At 37.0% G+C, this 21,428-nt stretch carries 19 protein-coding genes and 1 pseudogene; 15 read left to right on the plus strand and 5 right to left on the minus strand.

Annotated elements, in window-relative coordinates; genetic code table 11:
- Positions 1-95: 95 nt before the first annotated feature.
- Together RT412_RS08650 and RT412_RS08655 are read right to left on the minus strand one after the other, a co-directional pair.
- Positions 96-776 carry a LytTR family DNA-binding domain-containing protein gene (locus RT412_RS08650; protein WP_313340082.1) on the minus strand — a complete coding sequence of 227 codons (681 nt, stop codon included), beginning with the start codon at positions 774-776 and terminating at the stop codon, positions 96-98.
- A 294-nt stretch (positions 777-1,070) separates the two neighbouring features.
- The gene (locus RT412_RS08655) at positions 1,071-1,760 is read right to left on the minus strand and encodes a LytTR family transcriptional regulator DNA-binding domain-containing protein (protein WP_313340084.1); all 690 of its coding nucleotides are present in this window, start codon (positions 1,758-1,760) and stop codon (positions 1,071-1,073) included.
- 285 nt (positions 1,761-2,045) lie between these two features.
- On the opposite strand from RT412_RS08655, the gene RT412_RS08660 reads away from it, so the two are divergent.
- The gene (locus tag RT412_RS08660; protein ID WP_313340086.1) at positions 2,046-3,851 is read left to right on the plus strand and encodes an ABC-F family ATP-binding cassette domain-containing protein; all 1,806 of its coding nucleotides are present in this window, start codon (positions 2,046-2,048) and stop codon (positions 3,849-3,851) included.
- An 88-nt stretch (positions 3,852-3,939) separates the two neighbouring features.
- Here the strand turns inward: RT412_RS08660 and RT412_RS08665 are convergent, their stop codons facing one another.
- On the minus strand, positions 3,940-4,764 hold the full coding sequence (locus RT412_RS08665) for a MerR family transcriptional regulator (RefSeq protein ID WP_313340087.1): 825 nt from the start codon (positions 4,762-4,764) through the stop codon (positions 3,940-3,942).
- A gap of 289 nt (positions 4,765-5,053) precedes the next feature.
- On the opposite strand from RT412_RS08665, the gene RT412_RS08670 reads away from it, so the two are divergent.
- The 4 genes and pseudogenes from RT412_RS08670 to RT412_RS08685 all read left to right on the plus strand — a co-directional run.
- Complete coding sequence (locus RT412_RS08670; protein WP_313340088.1) at positions 5,054-6,055, plus strand: DNA cytosine methyltransferase; 1,002 nt, start codon at positions 5,054-5,056, stop codon at positions 6,053-6,055.
- 2 nt (positions 6,056-6,057) lie between these two features.
- Positions 6,058-7,014 carry a HaeIII family restriction endonuclease gene (locus tag RT412_RS08675; RefSeq protein WP_313340090.1) on the plus strand — a complete coding sequence of 319 codons (957 nt, stop codon included), beginning with the start codon at positions 6,058-6,060 and terminating at the stop codon, positions 7,012-7,014.
- Between the two features lie 136 nt (positions 7,015-7,150).
- On the plus strand, positions 7,151-8,152 hold the full coding sequence (locus RT412_RS08680; protein WP_313340092.1) for a DNA cytosine methyltransferase: 1,002 nt from the start codon (positions 7,151-7,153) through the stop codon (positions 8,150-8,152).
- Positions 8,153-8,448: 296 nt separating this feature from the next.
- Positions 8,449-8,979: pseudogene (locus tag RT412_RS08685) on the plus strand (O-acetyl-ADP-ribose deacetylase); the annotation flags it as partial.
- 43 nt (positions 8,980-9,022) lie between these two features.
- Here RT412_RS08685 and RT412_RS08690 read toward each other — a convergent pair.
- Entirely contained in the window at positions 9,023-9,319 is a 297-nt protein-coding gene (locus tag RT412_RS08690) for a helix-turn-helix transcriptional regulator (RefSeq protein WP_312813810.1), read from the minus strand.
- A 104-nt stretch (positions 9,320-9,423) separates the two neighbouring features.
- Between RT412_RS08690 and RT412_RS08695 the strand changes: the two genes are divergently transcribed.
- From RT412_RS08695 to RT412_RS08730, 8 genes are all read left to right on the plus strand, one after another.
- Entirely contained in the window at positions 9,424-9,987 is a 564-nt protein-coding gene (locus RT412_RS08695; protein ID WP_313340094.1) for an SLOG family protein, read from the plus strand.
- 460 nt (positions 9,988-10,447) lie between these two features.
- On the plus strand, positions 10,448-11,506 hold the full coding sequence (locus RT412_RS08700) for a 5-bromo-4-chloroindolyl phosphate hydrolysis family protein (RefSeq protein WP_313340095.1): 1,059 nt from the start codon (positions 10,448-10,450) through the stop codon (positions 11,504-11,506).
- A 299-nt stretch (positions 11,507-11,805) separates the two neighbouring features.
- Positions 11,806-13,014 (plus strand): AAA domain-containing protein, encoded by a 1,209-nt coding sequence (locus RT412_RS08705; protein ID WP_313340096.1) that lies wholly within the window; start codon positions 11,806-11,808, stop codon positions 13,012-13,014.
- Between the two features lie 135 nt (positions 13,015-13,149).
- On the plus strand, positions 13,150-14,811 hold the full coding sequence (locus RT412_RS08710; RefSeq protein ID WP_313340416.1) for an AAA domain-containing protein: 1,662 nt from the start codon (positions 13,150-13,152) through the stop codon (positions 14,809-14,811).
- Positions 14,812-14,907: 96 nt separating this feature from the next.
- Complete coding sequence (gene yaaA / locus RT412_RS08715) at positions 14,908-15,687, plus strand: peroxide stress protein YaaA (RefSeq protein WP_313340418.1); 780 nt, start codon at positions 14,908-14,910, stop codon at positions 15,685-15,687.
- Positions 15,659-16,117 carry a thioredoxin-dependent thiol peroxidase gene (bcp, locus tag RT412_RS08720; protein ID WP_313340098.1) on the plus strand — a complete coding sequence of 153 codons (459 nt, stop codon included), beginning with the start codon at positions 15,659-15,661 and terminating at the stop codon, positions 16,115-16,117. The genes yaaA and bcp overlap by 29 nt, the downstream gene beginning before the upstream one ends.
- 146 nt (positions 16,118-16,263) lie before the next feature.
- Positions 16,264-16,509 (plus strand): type II toxin-antitoxin system prevent-host-death family antitoxin, encoded by a 246-nt coding sequence (locus tag RT412_RS08725; RefSeq protein WP_179238998.1) that lies wholly within the window; start codon positions 16,264-16,266, stop codon positions 16,507-16,509.
- A 154-nt stretch (positions 16,510-16,663) separates the two neighbouring features.
- Entirely contained in the window at positions 16,664-18,016 is a 1,353-nt protein-coding gene (locus RT412_RS08730) for a DUF3788 family protein (protein WP_313340101.1), read from the plus strand.
- Positions 18,017-18,116: 100 nt separating this feature from the next.
- Here RT412_RS08730 and RT412_RS08735 read toward each other — a convergent pair whose 3' ends face one another.
- Positions 18,117-18,716: a TetR/AcrR family transcriptional regulator gene (locus RT412_RS08735; RefSeq protein ID WP_313340103.1), complete on the minus strand. Its 600-nt coding sequence runs from the start codon at positions 18,714-18,716 to the stop codon at positions 18,117-18,119.
- 155 nt (positions 18,717-18,871) lie between these two features.
- Between RT412_RS08735 and RT412_RS08740 the strand changes: the two genes are divergently transcribed.
- Positions 18,872-19,780, plus strand: a complete 909-nt coding sequence (locus RT412_RS08740) for an ABC transporter ATP-binding protein (RefSeq protein WP_313340105.1) — start codon at positions 18,872-18,874, stop codon at positions 19,778-19,780.
- Complete coding sequence (locus RT412_RS08745; protein ID WP_313340107.1) at positions 19,777-21,384, plus strand: hypothetical protein; 1,608 nt, start codon at positions 19,777-19,779, stop codon at positions 21,382-21,384. The genes RT412_RS08740 and RT412_RS08745 overlap by 4 nt, the downstream gene beginning before the upstream one ends.
- The last annotated feature ends 44 nt before the right edge of the window (positions 21,385-21,428 follow it).

Consider the following 21,428-nt stretch of genomic DNA (forward strand, 5'->3'; position numbering starts at 1 on the left):
CAGAACTATTTTAAGCCAGTCCCTAAGGGGATAGTCAACATATTTAATTCTCATATTGTGCAGGAAAGAAAGCATAATAGGGCAGTGCAGATGCATCAATAATCAAATGAATTGACACCCGTAATTGAAAGCGAAATGGCTTTTACCAATTGCTTGAATCCAAGTCTTGACATTGGAATTATGTCGCCGGACTTCATAAGGATAAATTTGTAGTCATCGCTTATTTCTTCAATATTAAAGAAGTTGACAACATAACTCTGGTGACACTTGAAAAAGTAGCTTGTGTCCAGCTCCTTCAGGACTTTGGCGTGGGTTGTTACCTCTTCTACGTATTCTCCGTTGTGCAGGTAAATCATCGATTTGTATTTTTCCTTATAGATGAACTGGATGTCCTCATGGGGAATCAGACGGGACATTTTTGCATTTTTTGCCGCGTACATACCATATGGGCAGACATTCGATGATTTGATGACTTCAAGCATATGATTTATAAACTTGTTTTGTGTCAAAGGGGGTTTCAGGGTTCCTGCAACGTGGCGTGAGCATTGCCGGTCAAAATTGGTATAGATTTTCAGCATATATGTTATGGCTCCTCTTGTGCTTTCCATAAAAAGACGGAAATCATTATTAAACAGAAACTCATGTATGAATTTCTGTGAGTCGGAAACATGATGTATTTCAAAGGGAATATCGTGTGCCTTGAGGCATTTGGACAATACTGCCTCCATCTGACCCCGCTTTTCGGCATCTCCAAGAAGTGCAATTTTATTTTTCATAATGAACAAACCTTTTTAGAATTCTGATTTATTATCTTGTATTAATAATCAAATACTTTTGTATTTAAAATTAAAGACAGTTTTTAAAACCGCTTTTGGATACGGGGATTTCTGTGTATAATTATATGCAAAGCTGCATATATTCATTTTGAGCTTCCTGTTTTTGGTAAACGTGATATTTGCAACGAAAACTTAATTTTTTTACAAAAAGGTTTTATAATAAGTTAAACGAAACCCTGCGATTTCATGAGTTCATACTTTTTACAACCTGCATAAAAGCATAAATGTTATGCATTAATCGTCGAGTACCTTTAAGCTGGCCAGCTTTGCAACCGACAGGGAATAGGCATCTCTGAATTTGTCAAAATATATGCTTTTCAGTTCTACCATGGCACCGGATTTAAGCTCCACAGTCTTGTAATGTTGGCATGAATTGTGTATTTTGCAAATGTTGCGGGTGTTTACAAAAAGTCCGGGAGAACTTTTTGCAAAATATTCCCTGTTAATCTCCGACATTACCTTTCCTATGTTTTTTGAAGTGGTTTCAGTTTCTCCGTTTGTCAGATGTATTATAGTTTTATCGTTATCTCTCTGAATGTAATCTATATCCATGTAAGGAATTTTACATGTGCAGTCACGGTGGGTAATTGTGTATTCTCCGGGGGAGAAAAAGCTTGCCAGCTCCGGGTTTCTCATAAGTTTATCATCAATTTCCTCTGCTGTGGGCGGAAAGCTCATGATGCCTGTAACGACATGAATGAGCGGTGTGTTGCTGCAGCTTTTGAATATATATTTTGTATTGCCGTCTGAGCACATTACAATGAGATGATAGTCATTATTAAACAGATAATTTTTCATAAATTTCTGCGGATTCGATAAATTGTGAATTTCAAAGGTAATCTTATATTCCTTAAGAGGCTGAAGCAAAGCTTCCTCAAGGATTTTGCGCTCTTCGGCATTGCCGAACAACAATATTTTTAACACAGACATCATTCCCTTTCATACAAATCTATACGTAATATTAAATATATTGTACTACCATAGTATTCGGCAATACGACCATTGTTACAGCTTGTTATCAAAGCATGTGATTCACACGGTGGGATCTGTGTGGCAGGCTCAAAGTACAGTACAATAATTTTATCTTGAGGTTTAGTATATATTTATTTAGATTAAAATGATATAATACATATATCATACCATCGCCTCGGCAATGCAAGCGAGCTTGCGCTGCACTCGGCTCAGATATGATATAATAGAGCAAACTTTATGAAAGGCAATTATATGATTTTAACACTTGAAAATATATCTAAAAGCTTTGGAGAAAAGGCTTTACTGGATGATGTAACTTTATATATTAATGATAACGATAAAATCGGTTTTGTAGGAGTAAACGGAACCGGTAAATCAACATTGCTTAAGATTGCTTCTCTGATCGAGGAGCCTGACAGCGGCAATGTTGTATACAGCAATGGTGTAAGGGTCTGCTACTTGCCTCAGGATCCTGAATTCAATAAAAATACAACTGTGTTAGAGCAGGTTTTTATCAATGCTTCTACTGAAACCAAGGTGCTGATGGAATATGAAGCAAAGTCAATATTAAACAAACTATGCATAACAGAGTTTGACAAGGATGTAAATATACTTTCCGTTGGACAAAGAAAAAGAGTTGCAATAGCAAGCGCATTGGTGAATCCATGCGAGCTGTTGATATTGGATGAGCCGACCAATCACCTGGATAATGGCATGATACTGTGGCTGGAGAATTATTTGAAAAGATATAAGGGTGCTATATTGATGGTTACTCATGACAGATATTTCCTGGACAGAATTTCAAACAGAATAGTTGAACTGGATAAAGGCAGTATATATTCTTATGAAGGGAGCTATTCAAAATTTCTGGAGCTAAAAGCTTTGCGTGAAGAAAACGACATGAGCAGTGAAAGAAAAAAACAGGCATTATACAAGAAGGAGTATGCCTGGATTCAAAGAGGAGCCAGAGCGAGAGGCACAAAGGCAAAGGGTAGAATACAAGAATTTGAAAAGCTGAAGGAACAGATAGGAACAGATAGTGAGGAGAAATTAGAATTAAGTTCTGTTTCGTCCAGACTTGGTAAAAAGACCATAGAAATTAAAAATATTTCAAAAAGTTATGATGAAAAAGTTATTGTTGAACATTTTGAATACATTGTTACCAGAGATGCAAGAATCGGTATCGTTGGAAATAACGGAGCCGGAAAATCTACATTATTGAATATAATAGCAGGAAGAATCCGGCCTGACAGTGGATATGTTGATATTGGAAGCACGGTTAAGCTTGGTTATTTTTCACAGGAAGCAGATGATGTTGATGATTCTCAAAGAGTTATAGATTATATAAAGGGTATAGCGGAAATTGTTGAGACAAGGGAAGGGAAAATAACCGCATCGCAAATGCTTGAAAGATTTTTGTTTACACCGGATGTACAGTATAACACAATTTACAGACTTTCCGGCGGAGAAAGAAGAAGGCTGTTTCTTTTAAGCATCCTGATGAAGGCACCCAACATATTATTGCTGGATGAGCCAACCAATGATTTAGATATTGAAACACTGACCATATTGGAGGATTATATAGAGGGCTTTGACGGAGCTGTAATAACTGTGTCTCATGACAGATATTTCCTGGATAAGGTTGTAAAAACAATATTAGAACTTCCCGGAGACAATACAGGAACAGTCAGGGAATACAACGGAGGTTACTCTGATTATGCCGCAGCCTGGATAGCAGAAGACAGAAGCCGCGAAGAAGTTAAAAAATATGAAAAAAAGGAATTTACAGAAATAAGGGAAAAGCCCAGGAAGCTTAAATTCTCATTTAAAGAAGAAAAGGAATATGGCACTATAGATGAGGATATAGCAAATCTGGAAGCAATAATAGCTGATTTGGAATCACAGATGGGAGTTCATGCAGCTGATTATGTCAAGCTGCAGAAATTAATGGATGAAAAGCAAGAAACGGAACAGCAGCTGGAAGAAAAAATGAACAGATGGATTTACCTTAATGATTTGGCAGAACAAATAGAGAAACAATAAACTTGCAGTTACAATAGATGATTTTAAAAAGAAGCGGGTTGTGAAAGCTTCCTTGTTAGGCTATGCTTTCAGTAACCCGCTTGCTGTTTTATATATTATTTTTTTTAACGGGATAGCAGACCTCGGTCACCCATTCTTTTGGATTCTGTGTTTCGTGGGGGCTTACGTGGTAGATATTGAACATAGCTCCATAAAATTCGTATCCGTTATCCCTCACCCAATTAGCAACAGCTTCATTTACCTTATCTATTTGGTCATAGCCGCCTTTGTAGGTAGCAGAAGCAATCTGTACGGGAGGCTCCGTTTTGAACACAACGTGTTCGGTGTCAGGGTAACTGCCCTTCACGGATTTCTGCACTTCAACATCTACATCATCTTCTTTATATTCCTTGTCATGAAAAATCGCAAGCGTATAGCAGGGAGTGCCATCCTGAATATTAAGATGTGCGATTTCCTTCATCATAAGGTGCCATAGGATTCCCTCTTGATCATAATTGGGAATAATCTGCCTGACGCTGGCCACATATCGTTCCGGCAGAGTTTTTAATGTTACATTGTAATTCATAGCAGTTCCATCCTTTCTCAGCCGCTTGACGGCTGTTTCAAGAAGCAGCAAACGGTGCGCCGTTTCATCAGCTTGCGACTGAACCTCAGCCCGCTTTACCGATAAAAATTTAGCCAATGCTTGCGGATTATCGTAGTTTTCAAAAATTTCAGTAATGGCAGCAAGGCCAAATCCCATATCTTTAAGAGCTGTAATCCTACCTGCAACCAACAACTGATCTTCCGAATAATAGCGGTAACCGGTAAATTCATCTGTGCTTTTAGGTATAAGCAGACCGATTTCATCGTAATGTCGCAGCATACGTATACTGATTCTTGATAGTTTTGAAAAATCACCTATTTTCAGCATTTTTATTTCCTCACATATATGTGTTTTTTGAGCTCATCTACATTATAGAGTATACCACAATGTGAGAGTCAATATGTTTTTTACGGAATAGGTTTAAAATATTTAATGCAATTTATTGATGACTATCTGGATGCTGAGAATGATCCAATTGTGCGTCGGAGAGTATCTTTCCGATGTAATATATTGATAGCAAATAAGGGTTCGGTGATTAATTTATGTTTTACATTTCATACTGCCTGCGTTATAATTGTTATATATTAATTAAGAAACGTTTGGGAGGTTTATGCAAATGAAAAACAAAATAATACGACTTAATGACTTGCAAAAACCTAAAGAATATAGTGTTGTTTCATTGTTTTCGGGTGCCGGTGGTCTTGATATGGGATTTGAAAATTCAGGATGTAAAACAATATGGGCAAATGATATAGACGCAGATGCATGTGAGACACACAGAGCATGGTCCGATGCGGAAGTGGTTTGCGGAGATATCGGAAAAATCGGAGTGGAAAATATTCCTGAGAGTGACATTGTATTGGGAGGCTTTCCGTGTCAGGGGTTTTCGTTAGCCGGACCGAGAAAAATTGACGACAAGAGGAATTCATTGTACAGATATTTTGTTAAGCTGCTGGAAACAAATCAGCCTTATGCATTTGTTGCGGAAAATGTCAAGGGAATACTGACCTTAGGCGACGGAGAGATTATCACCGCAATTATAGAGGACTTTTCGGAAAAAGGATACGATGTCTATCCTAATCTGGTCAATGCCGCAGATTACGGAGTTCCGCAGGACAGGTGGAGAGTGCTGATGATCGGGTTCAGAAAGGATTTGTTCATAAAAACATTTGAATTTCCTGAACCTTTTGACTATAAGGCAACTCTTTATGATGCTTTAAAGGATATTCAGGAGTCTGATGCTCATGACATTTGCAATGCCTCATATTCATCAAGATTTATGAGTCGTAACAGAAAAAGGAACTGGAATCAAGCCAGCTATACCATACCGGCAATGGCAAAGCAGGTTCCGCTGCATCCTTCGAGTCCTGATATGATAAAAGAATCGGCTGATGTATGGAAATTCGGTGACAACGGAAATACCCGCAGGTTCAGCTGGCAGGAATGTGCTGCCATACAGACATTTCCTCCGGGTATGTATTTTTCGGGCAATCTTACCAGCAAGTACAAGCAGATAGGCAACGCTGTTCCCGTAAAATTATCCGAGGTGGTTGCATCTGCTGTCAAAGAAAGGCTGGACAGATGCCTTAATAACAGAAATATGAGTGCGGAAGTGTAGTTATGGCTGTACAATCTAAGAACGGTAAGGCTTACGAATATGCATGCTTGATTGCATTTAAAAGATTTTTGGAGAATTCGGACAATACGGTGGAAATTTTAGCTGCCGATGCGGTGATAGTGGCTGAAAGAGACTATGCTTTATTAAGCACCGACTTAAGAAATAAAATGGATAAGGCTGCTATGGCAGCGGTCAGAGTTATTGCCCGTTTAGAACCAATGCTTACAAATTCGCATAATGAAAGATTATTTCTTACGTTACAACCCGATAAAGCAGGCAAGGAAGGAGATGTGAGGGATATTCTTGCACTGAGGAAGGATTCTGATTGGGAAATAGGCATAAGCTGTAAGCATAATCATGCTGCCGTGAAGCATTCCCGGTTGTCTAAGACGATTGATTTCGGGGATAAATGGCTTCAAATTCCTTGTTCTGAGGAGTACTTCAATGATATTTCGCCGGTTTTTAATATGCTTGAAGAATTGAAGGCAGGAGGAATTGAATGGAGAGCTGTAAAAAACAAGGAGGATGAGGTTTATGTTCCTATATTGAATTCATTTGTAAAAGAGCTTCGGAGATTGGAAGCGGAACATCCTGCAATTGTACCTCAGAGATTTTTGAGCTATTTGCTTGGCAGGAATGATTTTTATAAGGTAATCAGCAGAAATAGTAAAAAGGTTACTCAGATATCTGCTTTTAATATATACGGTACATTAAACAAGAGTTTTGAAAAAATAAAACCTCAGACCATAGTACCGAGGTTGATAATGCCTACTGAATTTTATGATATAAGGTACAAATCAAATTCAAAAAATACTATAATTACAACATGTGATAATGGATGGGCTATATCAATGAGAATACACAGTGCCAGTACACTGGTTGAGTCGAGTCTTAAATTTGATGTAAACTTAGTTGGAATACCACAAAGCCTATATACACAATATGAACCGTGGCAGTAGTAAGCAGTCTTGATAATTTAAGGCTGTTTTTTATTTTTCACAAAATTATTGACAATAAATGTAAAATGTTATATACTCCACATAGAACGAATGTTCGGAAATGTTGTTTTTATAAGATCATGGCAGAGGTGGAAAAATGAAATTAGTAAGTTTATTTTCGGGAGCGGGAGGCTTGGATTTAGGATTTAAAAATGCCGGCTTTAATATTGTATGGGCTAATGAATTTGACAAAGCAATTTTTGAAACCTACAGAAAAAATCATTCGCATTTATTGGATGTAAGGGATATAAGAGCAATAAAATCATATGAGATTCCGGAATGTGACGGCATAATAGGCGGACCGCCGTGTCAGAGCTGGAGCGAAGCGGGAACTCAACGAGGTATAAATGATGACAGAGGAAAGTTGTTTTATGAATTTATAAGAATTTTAGAAGATAAAAAACCTAAATTTTTTGTTGCCGAAAATGTATCGGGCATGTTGTCGGAAATACATAAACCGGCGGTAAATAACATAATTAAAATGCTTTGTGACGCCGGTTATGATACTTATATAAATCTGCTGAATGCAATTGATTATGGTGTGCCTCAGGACAGAAAGAGAGTATTTTATGTAGGCTTCAGAAAAGACTTGAAAATAAGCTACAGATTTCCTTCAGTCAATAATAAAAAATATAATTTGAGATATGCAATATGGGATCTGAAGGATAACGCCATACCTGCATTAAATCATAATAAAACTAACGGAAACAGCTGTATCATTAGCAATCACGAATATATGACGGGAAACTTTTCATCAATATATATGTCACGCAACAGAGTTCGTTCGTGGGACGAACCATCATTCACCATCCAGGCCGGCGGGAGACATGCCCCCATACATCCTCAGGCACCGAAAATGCTTTTCATTGATTATAATAAAAGAATATTTGTGCCGGGACAGGAACATTTATACAGGAGATTGAGCGTAAGAGAATGTGCACGCATTCAGACCTTTCCGGACATCTTTAAATTTTATTATGACAATCTCAGTGCCGGTTATAAAATGGTGGGAAATGCCGTGCCGGTCAGGATGGCATATTATATGGCATTATCCGTTAAGGATTCTTTGATTGGCAAATATAATGATCTGGTAAGTTAGACAGGAAAAAATTATTAAGTTATTTCAGAAATGCAATGAAGTTATTATTGCTTCATACAGATAAAAGAGAAAGTTTAATGAGGCAAACAGTTTAATAGTATATAATAATAGCGGGCAATGTTTATGACATGCTCGTTATTTGTTTGTACTATAGTAAGATCCTAATAATAAATAAAATCTTTATAATTACAGAAATATGGTATAATATTTAAAGTATGAGGATGGAATTACATAAGGGATAATGATAATGGAATGGGAGCATTTATTTGAGAGCCATAAAATAAGGAGGTACCAACATGCCGCTTAAAATAATCCGAAACGATATAACCAAGGTCCACGCCGATGCCATCGTAAACGCAGCCAATTCATCATTGCTTGGCGGCGGAGGGGTTGACGGTGCAATACACAGAGCCGCAGGACCTGAGCTGCTTGCTGAGTGCCGTACCCTTGGCGGATGCAGGACAGGAGAAGCTAAAATAACAAAAGGATACAAGCTTCCGGCAAAATATGTGATTCACACGGTTGGGTCTGTTTGGCAGGGTGGAAAATATGGTGAAGAAAAATTATTGGGTGACTGCTATAAAAATTCACTTGCATTGGCGAAGGAATATAAGCTAAAAAGCATTGCTTTTCCGCTGATATCTACAGGGGTATTTGGTTATCCAAAGGATGAAGCATTGAAAGTAGCTATTTCAGTTATAGGAGACTTTCTTCTGAAAAATGAAATGACGGTATTTCTTGTTGTTTATGATGAGGAAACATTTGTATTATCTGAAAAATTATTTTCTTCCATTATACAATATATTGATGATAAATATATAGAAGAACAATGAGTTAGCGAATCTCCCGCTGAAATCAATGGGCTCTATATCATTTATCTTTTATTTTTAGTTCTATGCATTCTTCTAATACTTTCAAATCATCTGTGCTTAAATTGCTATAATCACTAAGCAATTTCTCCGGATTTTTTATGTCGCTTCTTCCTAGCAGATAATCTGTGGAAACATTAAAATAATCAGCAAGCTTATTAATAATATCATATGGTGGAAATCTCTCACCTAATTCATAAAAAGAAATCATTTTAGGGGTTAATCCTAAATAGTTTGATAATTCGTTTTGCGTTATTCCCTTTTCGATTCTTAATTTTCTTATTATTTTTCCAACCATAGATAACACCTCTTAGATTCATTATACTTATAGTAAAAAGCATTGACAATGTACCGAAAGTACAGTACAATTAGTACATGTTTTACGCAATAGAGGAGATTGTTATGAATCAAGAGTATAAAGTAAATAAAACCCTGTGCTTCAGCGGATATAGAACCGAGAAATTACCTAAAAGCAGGAATGAATTTAATTTAATGATACAAAGCTTGATTTGTGAAATTAATAAAGCAATATCAGATGGTTACGATACATTCATGTTTGGTGCATGTTATGGGTTTGACTTGATTTGCGCGGAGCAGGTTTTATTGCGAAAACAAATAGTAAGGCATACAGATCCTGTTCATATTAACCTTATTGCAGTAGTACCGTTTGAAGAACAAGCATCGAGATGGAAAGAGCAGGACAGAGAAAAATATTTTAATATTTTGTCCGGATGTGATGAGGTAATTACTTTATATAAACATTATCAAAGCGGATGCTATCATGAAAGAAACAGGTACATGGTGGATAACAGCAGCAGATTAATTTGTTATTATGACGGAAGCATTGATGGGACAAGATATATAGTAGAATATGCAGAAAGTAAGGCTGTACCTGTAATTAACGTATGCAGTTCGTATAGTTTAAAAGAAAGAAGACATAAAAGCTTAATGCGTCCAATTATTTAAGGTAACCCTGAGATGTTGTGTAAGTTTTGTTGTTTAAATATATATTCTTGATATTTTTTAAGCAAGAATTAATGAAAGTCTAATGAGACTAATAGTTTAATAGCATATAATTATAGCGGGTAATGCTTAAGACATGCTCGCTATTTATTTGTGCTCTGCAGTGATATTTTAATGAAATTGCTGCTTCAGGCTGCCAAAGGGATAAATTTTGTGGAGTAAGTACCGAAAGAGTGTGCCTGCATTTTCTATAATATTGATTTCAAAAATTGGATATGGTATAACTTGCCAAATGAAATAAGAAAATTTCAGGAGAATATTTAATCGGACACTATGATGATTTTATTATTCAGGGAAGAAGGTTCTGTTCAGAAGGTAAGAGATTGGAGGCTAATATGAATAAACGCGGAGGTTTAAATTTGGTGAGGAAATTCGTAATATTGTTCAGGATGCGGTGAGCAGTATGGATTTTAATAGATTGAATCATGATGTTCGAAATGTTGCTAATGGTGCACTTGATGAGGTCAGGAGGTCAGTTGCGGGAAAACGCAAATTGTCTGCTAAGTCGAATAAAACTGCTGTTCCGGTTGGAAGGGTTTCAGGTACAGTATTTACTGTACTTGGTTCAATCGGAAGCAGTATGTTTTTAATTGCATCAATGGTAACTGGGACAATAGGCTACAAGCTTGGAATCAGCGTTATGTACAGTATCACAGCTTTTGTACTGCTGCCATGTTTTGTGGGAAGTACGGTTTTATTAGCGAACGGAAGTATAATAAGAAAGAGATTAAAGAGGTTCCGAAGGTATGTGGAACAGACGCATGGCCTCAGCTACTTCATGATTAAGGACTTTTCTTCTGCTGCGGGAAGAAGCAGCAAATATATAGTTAAGGATTTGCGCAAGATGATTGCCGTAGGGATGTTTCCTGAAGGACATATTGATGATAAAGAGACCTATTTTATGTTAGACGACGATAGCTATGAACTGTATCTCAGGTCGCAGGAAAATATGAGAATGAGGGAAAAAGAAGAGACCTTGCGGCAGAAACGGGAGCAGAAAGATAAATTTAACAAAAAGGATATAATGGAGCCTGAAATCAGAAAAGCAATCAATGAAGGACGGCAATATGTTCAGAAAATAAAAAATGCTAATATCGAAATACCGGGAGAAGAAATCTCACGCAAATTAGACAGACTTGAAGAAGTAACGGGAAAAATTTACGATTATGTAGAGTCTCGTCCGGAAAAATTTCCTGAAATAAAGAAATTTACGGAGTACTTTTTACCGACAACATTAAAATTACTGGATGCCTACAGACAATTTGACAATCAGCCTGTAAAAGGTGAAAACATATCAACTGCCAAGAAAGAGATAGAAGACACCATGGATACCATCAATCTTGCATTTGAGAATCTGCTCGATAATTTGTTCCGGGATGCGGCAATGGATGTATCTACCGATATATCGGTATTGGAGACCATGCTTGCGCAGGAAGGATTATCACAAAAAAATATAAAATAAATTACAGGTAAGAAAAACAATGATAATGAAGTACCTGAATTCTTACAAGGGATGATCCTGAGAGCGGGGTCTTCCTTTTTTATATTTTATTAAGATTTACAACACGTATTCTTTATTATAGAGGAAAGCTCAGTATTTCATAGCTTGTATAAGTTTTACTGTTATAATTGCAAAATTATGGTATAATGCATATATCATACCATCACCTCGGCAATGCAAGCGAGCTTGCGCTGCACTCGGTTCGGATATGATATAATATTTTTGTTAAATATAATTACATCAACTGTATAGGGTGCGCTATGAACAGTATTTACAGGGACATATTCAAAGCTGTACATGAAGGAAAATGGTTAAGCATTGAATATAAAAATCAGGAAGACAAGGTAACTAAATATTGGATTGGAATTAAGAATATTGATCCGGTACGCAAAATACTTATTGTGGATGGCCTTCATTTGTCACAATACAGCTTGTGCGAGCTTAATATTTACATAGATTCAATTAAAAAGTCTCATGTGATTGACGGGTCATATTGTCGTATAAATAATACATTGGTTGAAGATATACATCTTAATCCTCATAAATACAAAAATTTATTTCAAAATACAGCCAATTTTAAAATACTGAGCTATCTGGCAGATTGCAACAAATTGGACTCCACTCCATATAAATGCGAATATTTTCTTATTGACCGTTTAGACAGGGATTGTCTTGCTTCCGGAAGCTATAAGCTGAGCGAGGATCAATTTAAGGATATCGTCAACAGCTTTCAGCATAAAGCTGTCAACTCACATACCCGGAATAAATTAAAACAGCTTTGTGTAAATGTGATGAGCATCAATACTAAAAAGGGTTTGTATGTTTTAGCATTTCGAAGAGTTAATCTCGATGTTCGCAACAGATTATTAAAAGCAGATGATGAAATAACCATTTGTCAGGAGTATTCAATAGACGGAAGCAAGCAAAGCATACGACAGTTTTTGGATGCGGATGATTACTGCTTGTTGGATGAATTTGAAAAGAATCAGGAAATAATTAAGGATAAAATCACAAATTCAAATCCTCAGATTAACGGTGTAGATGACATGCCTTACATAATAGCAATAGGTATGGATCTGATTATTGACCTTGAACATGAATATGAAGCAATTATCAATATGTATAGTGAGGATAAAGTTACGATTCCTGTTAAAGCTTTCTTCGGAGATTTAGTAAAGCATCCCGAAAGAAGGAAGGAGTATCCCATTGCTCTTTTAAATAAGAAAGTAAATATAGATCAGCTTTTGGCGATAAACATTGCCATGAAATATCCCATTGCGTATATCCAGGGACCGCCCGGAACAGGTAAGACAAATACTATTATCAATACAATTATCACAGCTTTCTTTAATGAAAGAACCGTTTTGTTCGCATCATACAACAACCATCCCATTGACAGTGTGTTTCAAACCTTTCAAAGTATAAGTTACAGGGATAAGATTGTACCTTTTCCTGTTGTACGTTTATGAAACAATGAAAAGGTAGCGGAAAGTCTCGACTTTATAAAGGATATATACGAGCGTACTAAAAAAATAGATATATTTGATAAAACTCTCGAGAAGAACAAGGGAGATAAGATTGAGAGAGCTAAAAAACTGACTAAGCTGTTAAAAAAGCACGAGCAGATTCTTCAGCTCAAGGAAAGAAAGGAAACTATCGAAAAGCTTATAAGCACATACGATCAATTTACTTTCCAGGCGGATTTGCAGGGAAGACAGCTGTATGAAGTTGAGAAATTATTGAAATCCTTGGGTGAAGTGACGGATGAGGAGGCAGTTAGCCTGATATCCGATGATGAAGAGGATTTTTTAAAATATTTATATTATATTTCGGCTAAATATATTAAAAGGCTTGATGAACCAAAATATAAGGATTTGTTGGAGATTATATATCTTGAGGATAAAGAGCTCAAAACTAAGCTGTTTAATCAGTACTTAAAGGATGAAGAAAAACTTAAGCAATTTATGCGCGTTTTTCCTATATGTGCCACAACTTGTATTTCAGCACATAAACTTGGGGAGCCTAAGCAATATTTTGATATGGTCATTATTGACGAAGCCAGTCAATGTAACACTGCAATATCATTGGTTCCAATAATAAGGGGAGAAAATCTAATGCTGGTGGGAGATCCTCAGCAGCTGAATCCGGTTGTGCTGCTTAGCGAGAGAGACAATGCTATTCTGAAGAAAAAATATTCTGCAGCTAATGAGTATGATTACATCAGCAACTCAATATATAAGACGTTTTTAGCATGTGATGCTGTCAGTGATGAAATACTTTTAAGCTATCATTACAGATGTCACAAAAAGATTATTGAGTTCAACAATAAAAAATATTATAACGGAAAACTGAATATAAAGAGCAGTATAAATAACGAAAAGCCTCTTGTTTTTATAGATGTTGAAGATAACAATACAGATATAAAAAATACATCACCGACAGAAGCAAATAAGATAGTTAAATTTGTTGAGGAAAACAGAGATAAAAAAATCGGGATAATAACTCCATTCGTAAATCAGAAAAAACATATTGAAGCCCTGCTGCAGGAAAAAGGAATTAATGATGTAACATGCGGTACGGTTCATGCTTTTCAGGGAGATGAAAAGGACGTTATATTATTCTCACTGGCTGTAACTGACAAAACAACCTCACGTACATATGAGTGGCTGAAAAACAACAAAGAATTAATTAATGTTGCAACCTCAAGGGCAAAGGAACAATTAATCGTGTTCTCCAGCGGTAAAAATTTAGACAGATTGCATAAAAATAATTCAGATGATGATTTGTATGATTTAACCGAATATGTGAAGACAAACGGTGAATACATGGTAGCGGAAAAATCCGTGTCATCAAGAGCATTAGGTGTAAAGCCATATACGACGGAAACAGAAGAAGCGTTTTTACAAAGCTTAAAGCTTGCCTTGGACAATGTTTTGTACAATAAAAGGAAATGTACGGTTCATAAGGAAGTCAGTATTTCTCATGTATTCAAAGACAATATTTCCGGCAGCGATTTATTTTATTCCGGCAGATTTGATTTTGTAGTTTATGAAAAGGAATACGGTAAAAGAGAAATTCCCATACTTGCAATAGAATTAGATGGTAAAGAGCATATGGAGGATGATGCCGTAAGAAAAAGAGATGAAAAAAAGAATGCAATATGCAAAAAACACGGTTTCGAACTAATCAGGATAGAAAACTCCTATGCAAGGAGATATAATTATATTAAGGATATATTGATAAACTATTTTGAAGGAAGCTATTGATAGTTTAAGAAGTTTTATGCAACTATTAATAAATACTTAACAGTTCAAGCAAAGAGACTGTCATAAAACATCAATCAAAAAAAGTGAGTGATGAAAATGAGAATTATTATTTCACCGGCAAAAAAGATGAAGGTAGATACTGATTTTCCCTTGAATATGGGTACACCTGAGTTTATGAAGGAAACAGAGGTGCTTTTGGAGTATTTGAAGGGGTTGTGCTATGCGGAGGCAAAGGATGTATGGAAATGCAATGATAATATTGCTAAACTGAATTACGAAAGAATACAAAGAATGAATTTATACGCAAATTTGACTCCTGCCATACTCTCCTATGAAGGAATACAATATCAGTACATGGGGCCGGGAGTGTTTAAAAGGTCGGAGTTTGAATATATAGAGGAACATTTGCGCATTTTGTCAGGCTTTTACGGGATGCTAAAGCCCTTTGACGGGGTTACGCCATACAGGCTTGAAATGCAGGCGAAGCTGCAGCTTGGAAAATTTGATTCGCTCTATGATTTTTGGGGTAAAAGGCTGGCTGAGGAGATATTTTCTCAGAGTGACTGTATTGTAAATCTTGCATCAAAGGAATACAGCAGGTGTATTTCCGAGTATGTTGATAATAGTATAAGATTTATCAGTTGTATTTTCGGTGAAATGAAAGAAAAAAAGGTAGTTGAAAAGGGAACACAGGTGAAAATGGCCAGAGGAGAAATGGTACGCTTTATGGCTGAAAACAAGACAAAAAATGCGGAAGAAATTAAATTGTTTGACAGGCTTGGTTATTCTTATAATGATAGTCTGTCAGACGATTGTACATATGTTTTTATAAAAGGAGGAAAACAATATGCTGGAAAAGGGAACGAAGGCACCTGAATTTATATTGAAGGATAAGGATGGAAATGAAGTAGCTTTATCAGATTTTGCGGGGAAAAAGGTTGTGCTGTATTTTTACCCAAAGGACAATACCCCTGGATGTTCAAAGCAAGCATGCGGCTTTGCGGGTATGTATGATGAATTCATTGAGATGGATGTAGCTGTTATAGGAGTGAGCAAGGACAGCTCGGCATCTCATCAGAAGTTCGCAGATAAATATAATCTGCCCTTTATTTTGCTTTCAGATCCGGAGCTTACAGCCATTAAAGCATACGATGTGTGGAAGGAAAAGAAGCTTTATGGCAAATCAAGCATGGGTGTCGTAAGGACGACATATGTTATTGATGAAAACGGAATTATAGAAGAGGTTATGCGAAAAGTGAAGACGGATACCAATGCAGCGGATGTACTAAATTATTTAAGAAGATAGCAAAGATGATTCACAATTATAATTTATGTAAATTTTCTTGCTTGGACTGGGCGGAATGTAGTCCGGATGCTGCAAATTAACATGTTAATTTGTCCTGATATTACACAGCGTAAAGAGTATAATAATGTTTAAGGAGATGAATTATTATGCCAAATATTAAACCGGTTTCGGATTTAAGAAATTATACAGAGGTTCTTAATGAAGTTCATGAAGGTAACCCAGTTTATTTAACAAGAAATGGCAGAGGCGAATATGCAATCGTAAAAATATCAGAGTTAGAAAAATTGAAGGCTGCGATTAGACTGTTGTCTGACATAGAAGATGGAGAAAAGTCAGCGAGAGAGAAAGGGTGGCTTGCAGCGGAAGATGTTGAAGCTATTTTAGGATTGTAAGAATGCTAAATGTTGATAGCGAAGAAATATAGATCACAAGGATGTTTGCTAAGCAATGAAATATGAGGAGCGAATTTAATATGTATCAAAAGAGCATTGTGTGACAAGCGGTCAGATCATATCTGTGATACTCTATATACATGGAGGTGTTAATATGCATGCATGGGAAGCAGTACAAAATTCTTTGAACTATATCGAAGATCATTTGTCCGAGGATATAAAGACAGAAGCTCTTGCAAATGTAGCGGCATTATCACCATATTATTTTCAGCGTCTGTTTGGACGTTTAGTGAAAAAATCTGTAAATGAATATGTGAGGCTGCGGAGACTGGCAAAAGCTACGGAAGCTCTTAAAAGCAAAGAAAAACGAATCGTTGATGTGGTACTTGATTATGGATTTTCGGACCATTCCAACTTTACTCGTGCGTTTAAAGATGCGTATGGAATTACGCCTGAAGAGTATCGTGCTTGTCCTGTTATACTTAATCATTTTATTAAGCCTGATTTATTATTGAACTATGTCAGAGTTGACGAAGATGTACCGTTAATTGCTGATGGCATTGTGGTTGAAGTGACCCGCAGAAAACTGGATAAACCGCGTACATTTGTTGGAATTAAAGGTGAAGTGCCCGATACCGAATTAACAGGAGGCAAAACTACCGGTATAGCTACTACAGGGATTATATGGGATGAGTTTCATCGCCAGAAATCAAATATTATGAATTTATTACCGGACGGCAATGAAGTTGGAATTCTTTATATGGGAGATGCCAGAGAAGGCTGCTGTACTTATATGGCCGGAGCCGAAGTCACTGGAAATACGCAAGCAGATGGATATGCTTCTTATACGCTCCCGGAAGGTGAATATGCTGTTTGCTGCTTTGAGGCAGAAAACTTTACAGAGCTTATTAATTCCGTAATTTTTAAAGCATCCGCATTCATGAACAAATGGATGAAAGATCATAGTCTGACTTGCGGCAATTTTGCTGCGGAGATGTATTATGATACAAATTATGATACAAGCTATATGGAGATATGGCTGCCATTAGGTTCTTCACAGAGGATGCTGAAAGTGAAGGAAACATGGGATAAAACCAACGGAGTACAAAAACCATCATTGACAACAATCAGTGCTTATGTTAACAGCCCTTTGTTTGAACAACTGTGCCAACATTTAGAGACAGAATATCAGAGCAAGCCATTGCTTGAATATAGCAGATGTTCCATGCAGTATGGATGGAATGTGAAATACAAAAAGGCAGGACGTACTTTGTGTACCTTGTATCCAATGGAAGGATACTTTATCGCCCTTATTGTTATCGGTGATCGTGAGAGGACGGAGACTGAACTGATGCTTCCCTATTTCACAGATTATTTTCATCGGTTATATCACGAAACAAAGACGGGTATGGGTCAGAAGTGGCTGATGGTTAATGTGACAGATGCCGCCGTATTGGAGGATGTTAAACAATGTGTAGCCATCCGAAGAGGTAGAAAAAAGAATTAAATTCAATAATTATACGAATACTGCCAAAAAAACCTTGAATTAATAAAAATTGATTCAAGGTTTTTTGCTTAGAAAAAAATGAACAGAAGCAGAGCATGATTTACTCTGACTCATCATCGATAGGATTTCCTATCAGTCCATATATCATTAAGTCAAATACTTCTTTCAGCAAATCCTTATTTCCGTTTTTTAGTAGTTCATGCTCTTGAGCTAAATTTTGATACATTTTCAGATAAAGCATGGCAGCTTCAATGGAAAGCTCTCTTCGTATATATCCTTCTTTGCGTCCTTTTTCAAGAAATAAACCGACAATATAAGGGTATCTGACTTTATGGAAGTTATCTATCAGCTTTTTAATCTCAATATCAGTATCAAATATGCTTAAAAGCTCCGGATTAGTTTGATCAAAGAAATCATCTTTCATTGATAAAGTACGTTTTAGCAATTCAGGAAAAGGCAGATCCGTTTCCCACAGTTCTTTTCTTTCTTTCCAACTACTTTCAAGTAGATTTAAGACTGTTTCTTTTATAAGACCTTCCTTGCTTCCAAAATAATTATAAATACTGGCAGGTGCAACTCCTGCTCTTTGAGCGATTTCATTAATACTGGTTTTATCTGTGCCGTATATACTAAAGAAATCTAAAGCTGCAGCACGTATTTTATCTTTTTTTAGTTCCGATCTACGTTCATATCCATTCATATGTTTTCACCTCAATTTAATCATACTAAAAGTTTTATAATAGGTCAATATAAATTATATAAAATATGTTGACAAAGATTCCGTAGTCATATATTATAGTTTTAGAGATATATATTATAATGGTATAAAACATCTAAAATAAAAGGAGAATATATATGAATATAATTCACATTCAAAACTTGACTAAGTCATTTGGGAAAACTCAGGCTTTAAAAGGAATTAATCTTGAAGTGAAAAAAGGGGAAGTACATGGTTTTATTGGTCCAAATGGTGCCGGAAAATCTACTACAATTCGTATCCTGTTAGGAATTTTACGAAAAACCGCCGGAGAAATAACATTGTTTGATAAAGATCCGTGGAAGGATGCTGTGGAACTGCATCGCAGATTAGTCTATGTTCCCGGTGATGTTACCTTGTGGCCTGATCTATCAGGAGGAGAAGTCATTGATTTCCTTGGGCGGCTTCATGGAGGGCTGAATATTTCTAAAAGAAATCAGCTCATAGAGCGTTTCCAATTGGATACAACTAAGAAGAGCAGAACTTATTCTAAAGGAAATCGACAGAAGGTTGCACTAATAGCGGCTTTTTCCTGTGATGCAGAATTGTACCTTCTGGATGAACCTACATCGGGGCTTGATCCATTAATGGAGGTAATATTTCAGGAATGTGTGGCGGAAGTAAAAAAAGCCGGGAAAACTATACTTCTGTCAAGTCACATCCTGTCAGAGGTGGAAATCCTTTGTGACAGGGTCAGTATTATTCGACAAGGACAAATCGTAGAATCAGGTACTTTAGAGAACTTACGTCACCTTACCCGCACAACGATTAGTGTAGAAACAGGCAAGACCGCTATCGGAATAGAAAACCTGCCTGGAATTCACGATGTATCCAGAGATGGATTGAAGTATCGCTTTTCTGTGGATTCAAGTGCAATGACGAAAATAATGGAGGTATTGCTGCCTTTAGGGATTAGATCCTTGACGGTTGAACCTCCCAGCCTGGAAGAACTCTTTATGCGTCATTATGGTGATGATATTGATGAAAAAGGAGGAGTAAAATTATGAAATCCAATGATTTTATAGGTACCGGAACTCTTGTTAAATTATTTTTACGTCGGGATAGATTCTTATTGCTTCTTTGGATAATTTTTTCTGTTGCACTAATTTTTGTAACCGCTGTAACCTTCACTGCAATAGGCGGACAGAATCTTGGGGATGTTCTGAGTGAATTCAATAAAGATCCATTGATTTCTGCCCTTCTTGGTCCGGCCATGTCTGTTGATCTTTCCGGAGCTATTGTATGGAGGGGTGTTTCACAGCTGTCGTTAGCATTGGGAATTGGCAGCCTGCTTATAGTGATCAGAAATACACGTACAGATGAAGAAACAGGCCGCAGTGAGCTGATCAGAGCTTATCCGGCAGGACGCCATGCCAGTCTGACTGCGGCACTCATTATTACAACTATTGGAAATTTAATAGCAGGAATACTAATTGCTTTAAGTATCATTGCTCTTGGGGGTGATACACGAGGAGCTTTTATTTTCGGAGCAACTCTGTCAACTATTGGGTATTTTTTTGCCGGAGTAGGTGCTTTAGGTGTTCAACTTCGCGAAAACAGCTCAACTGCCAGGGGCATTGGTATTGCAGCGCTGGGTATAGGGTTGGTGATGGCGATTCTGAACAACTTTGGAGGAGGTTATACCTTATTGAAATGGATAACTCCAATGGCATGGCAGCGAGTGACCAGCCCCTTTGCAGGTAACTATAGCCGGGCTTTGCTGTATTGTGCTGTTTTTGCGACTGTGCCCACTATTATCGCCTATAAACTATCTGCTCACAGAGATATAGGAGCCGGTATTCTTTTAGCCAGACCAGGATTGCCGGAGGCAAGTCCCCGTTTTTCTAATCCTTTGGCATTAGCCTGGAGATTACACCAGAAAAGCTTTACCGGCTGGATGGTGGGAATAGTACTGTATATTGCTGTGTTTGCAGCCATTTCACCTACCTTATCCAATGATGGTGGAATGAGTAATTGGCTGTCAGGTTTAGGAGGCACAAGCTGGTCAGAAGAGGCGGGGTTAGGTTATGTATTTATTAGTGTCAGCATCTATCTGATGTCAATTTTTGTATCTGCTTATGCTATGACCGCTGTGTCACGTCTTAAAAAAGAAGAAACTGAAGGCAGGGTAGAAATGCTCTTAGATAAGCCTGTCAGTCGAATTCGTTGGATGAGCAGTCATTTAATTGCAGCCGCTTTATGTTCTGCAGCATTGTTGCTGGTTATGGGTATTGTGGGAGGCTTGTTTTATGGAATTGCGGCTGGAGATGTAAGCAGTGGATTTTGGTCTATTTTGACTATGAGCGTTTCAAAACTCCCTCCTGTACTTATATTTTTAGGTATAACAGCGCTATTATATGGCTTGTACCCTAAAATGATGGTACTTGGGTGGGGGGTTTGGCTGTCATCTGTTATGCTGGAACTGGCATGGGAAGGGCAGATTATTGATTGGTCGCTAATGCAGATATCTCCTTTCGCATATACTCACTACACTATTGATATTACAAATCTGCCGCTGACCTCACTATTTTTACTCCTTTGCCTTTCTTCTATACTGACTGTGATTGGACTTTGGGGATTTAGAAACAGGAATGTTTTAACAAAGATATAAATGAATTAACTGAATTGTCGGCGCAGATATTATATGAAACCGGA

This window comes from Sedimentibacter sp., from assembly GCF_032080165.1.
In the GTDB taxonomy this organism is placed as follows: Bacteria; Bacillota; Clostridia; order Tissierellales; family Sedimentibacteraceae; genus Sedimentibacter.

Coding starts and splice junctions, on each gene's coding strand:
- RT412_RS08705 (WP_313340096.1), top strand. CDS start 11,806: ATGAACAGTATTTACAGGGACATATTCAAAGCTGTACATGAAGGAAAA.
- RT412_RS08675 (WP_313340090.1), top strand. CDS start 6,058: ATGGCTGTACAATCTAAGAACGGTAAGGCTTACGAATATGCATGCTTG.
- bcp (WP_313340098.1), top strand. CDS start 15,659: ATGCTGGAAAAGGGAACGAAGGCACCTGAATTTATATTGAAGGATAAG.
- RT412_RS08745 (WP_313340107.1), top strand. CDS start 19,777: ATGAAATCCAATGATTTTATAGGTACCGGAACTCTTGTTAAATTATTT.
- RT412_RS08735 (WP_313340103.1), bottom strand. CDS start 18,716: ATGAATGGATATGAACGTAGATCGGAACTAAAAAAAGATAAAATACGT.
- RT412_RS08740 (WP_313340105.1), top strand. CDS start 18,872: ATGAATATAATTCACATTCAAAACTTGACTAAGTCATTTGGGAAAACT.
- RT412_RS08680 (WP_313340092.1), top strand. CDS start 7,151: ATGAAATTAGTAAGTTTATTTTCGGGAGCGGGAGGCTTGGATTTAGGA.
- RT412_RS08730 (WP_313340101.1), top strand. CDS start 16,664: ATGCATGCATGGGAAGCAGTACAAAATTCTTTGAACTATATCGAAGAT.
- RT412_RS08660 (WP_313340086.1), top strand. CDS start 2,046: ATGAAAGGCAATTATATGATTTTAACACTTGAAAATATATCTAAAAGC.
- RT412_RS08700 (WP_313340095.1), top strand. CDS start 10,448: ATGGATTTTAATAGATTGAATCATGATGTTCGAAATGTTGCTAATGGT.
- RT412_RS08690 (WP_312813810.1), bottom strand. CDS start 9,319: ATGGTTGGAAAAATAATAAGAAAATTAAGAATCGAAAAGGGAATAACG.
- yaaA (WP_313340418.1), top strand. CDS start 14,908: ATGAGAATTATTATTTCACCGGCAAAAAAGATGAAGGTAGATACTGAT.
- RT412_RS08670 (WP_313340088.1), top strand. CDS start 5,054: ATGAAAAACAAAATAATACGACTTAATGACTTGCAAAAACCTAAAGAA.
- RT412_RS08725 (WP_179238998.1), top strand. CDS start 16,264: ATGCCAAATATTAAACCGGTTTCGGATTTAAGAAATTATACAGAGGTT.
- RT412_RS08665 (WP_313340087.1), bottom strand. CDS start 4,764: ATGCTGAAAATAGGTGATTTTTCAAAACTATCAAGAATCAGTATACGT.
- RT412_RS08695 (WP_313340094.1), top strand. CDS start 9,424: ATGAATCAAGAGTATAAAGTAAATAAAACCCTGTGCTTCAGCGGATAT.
- RT412_RS08650 (WP_313340082.1), bottom strand. CDS start 776: ATGAAAAATAAAATTGCACTTCTTGGAGATGCCGAAAAGCGGGGTCAG.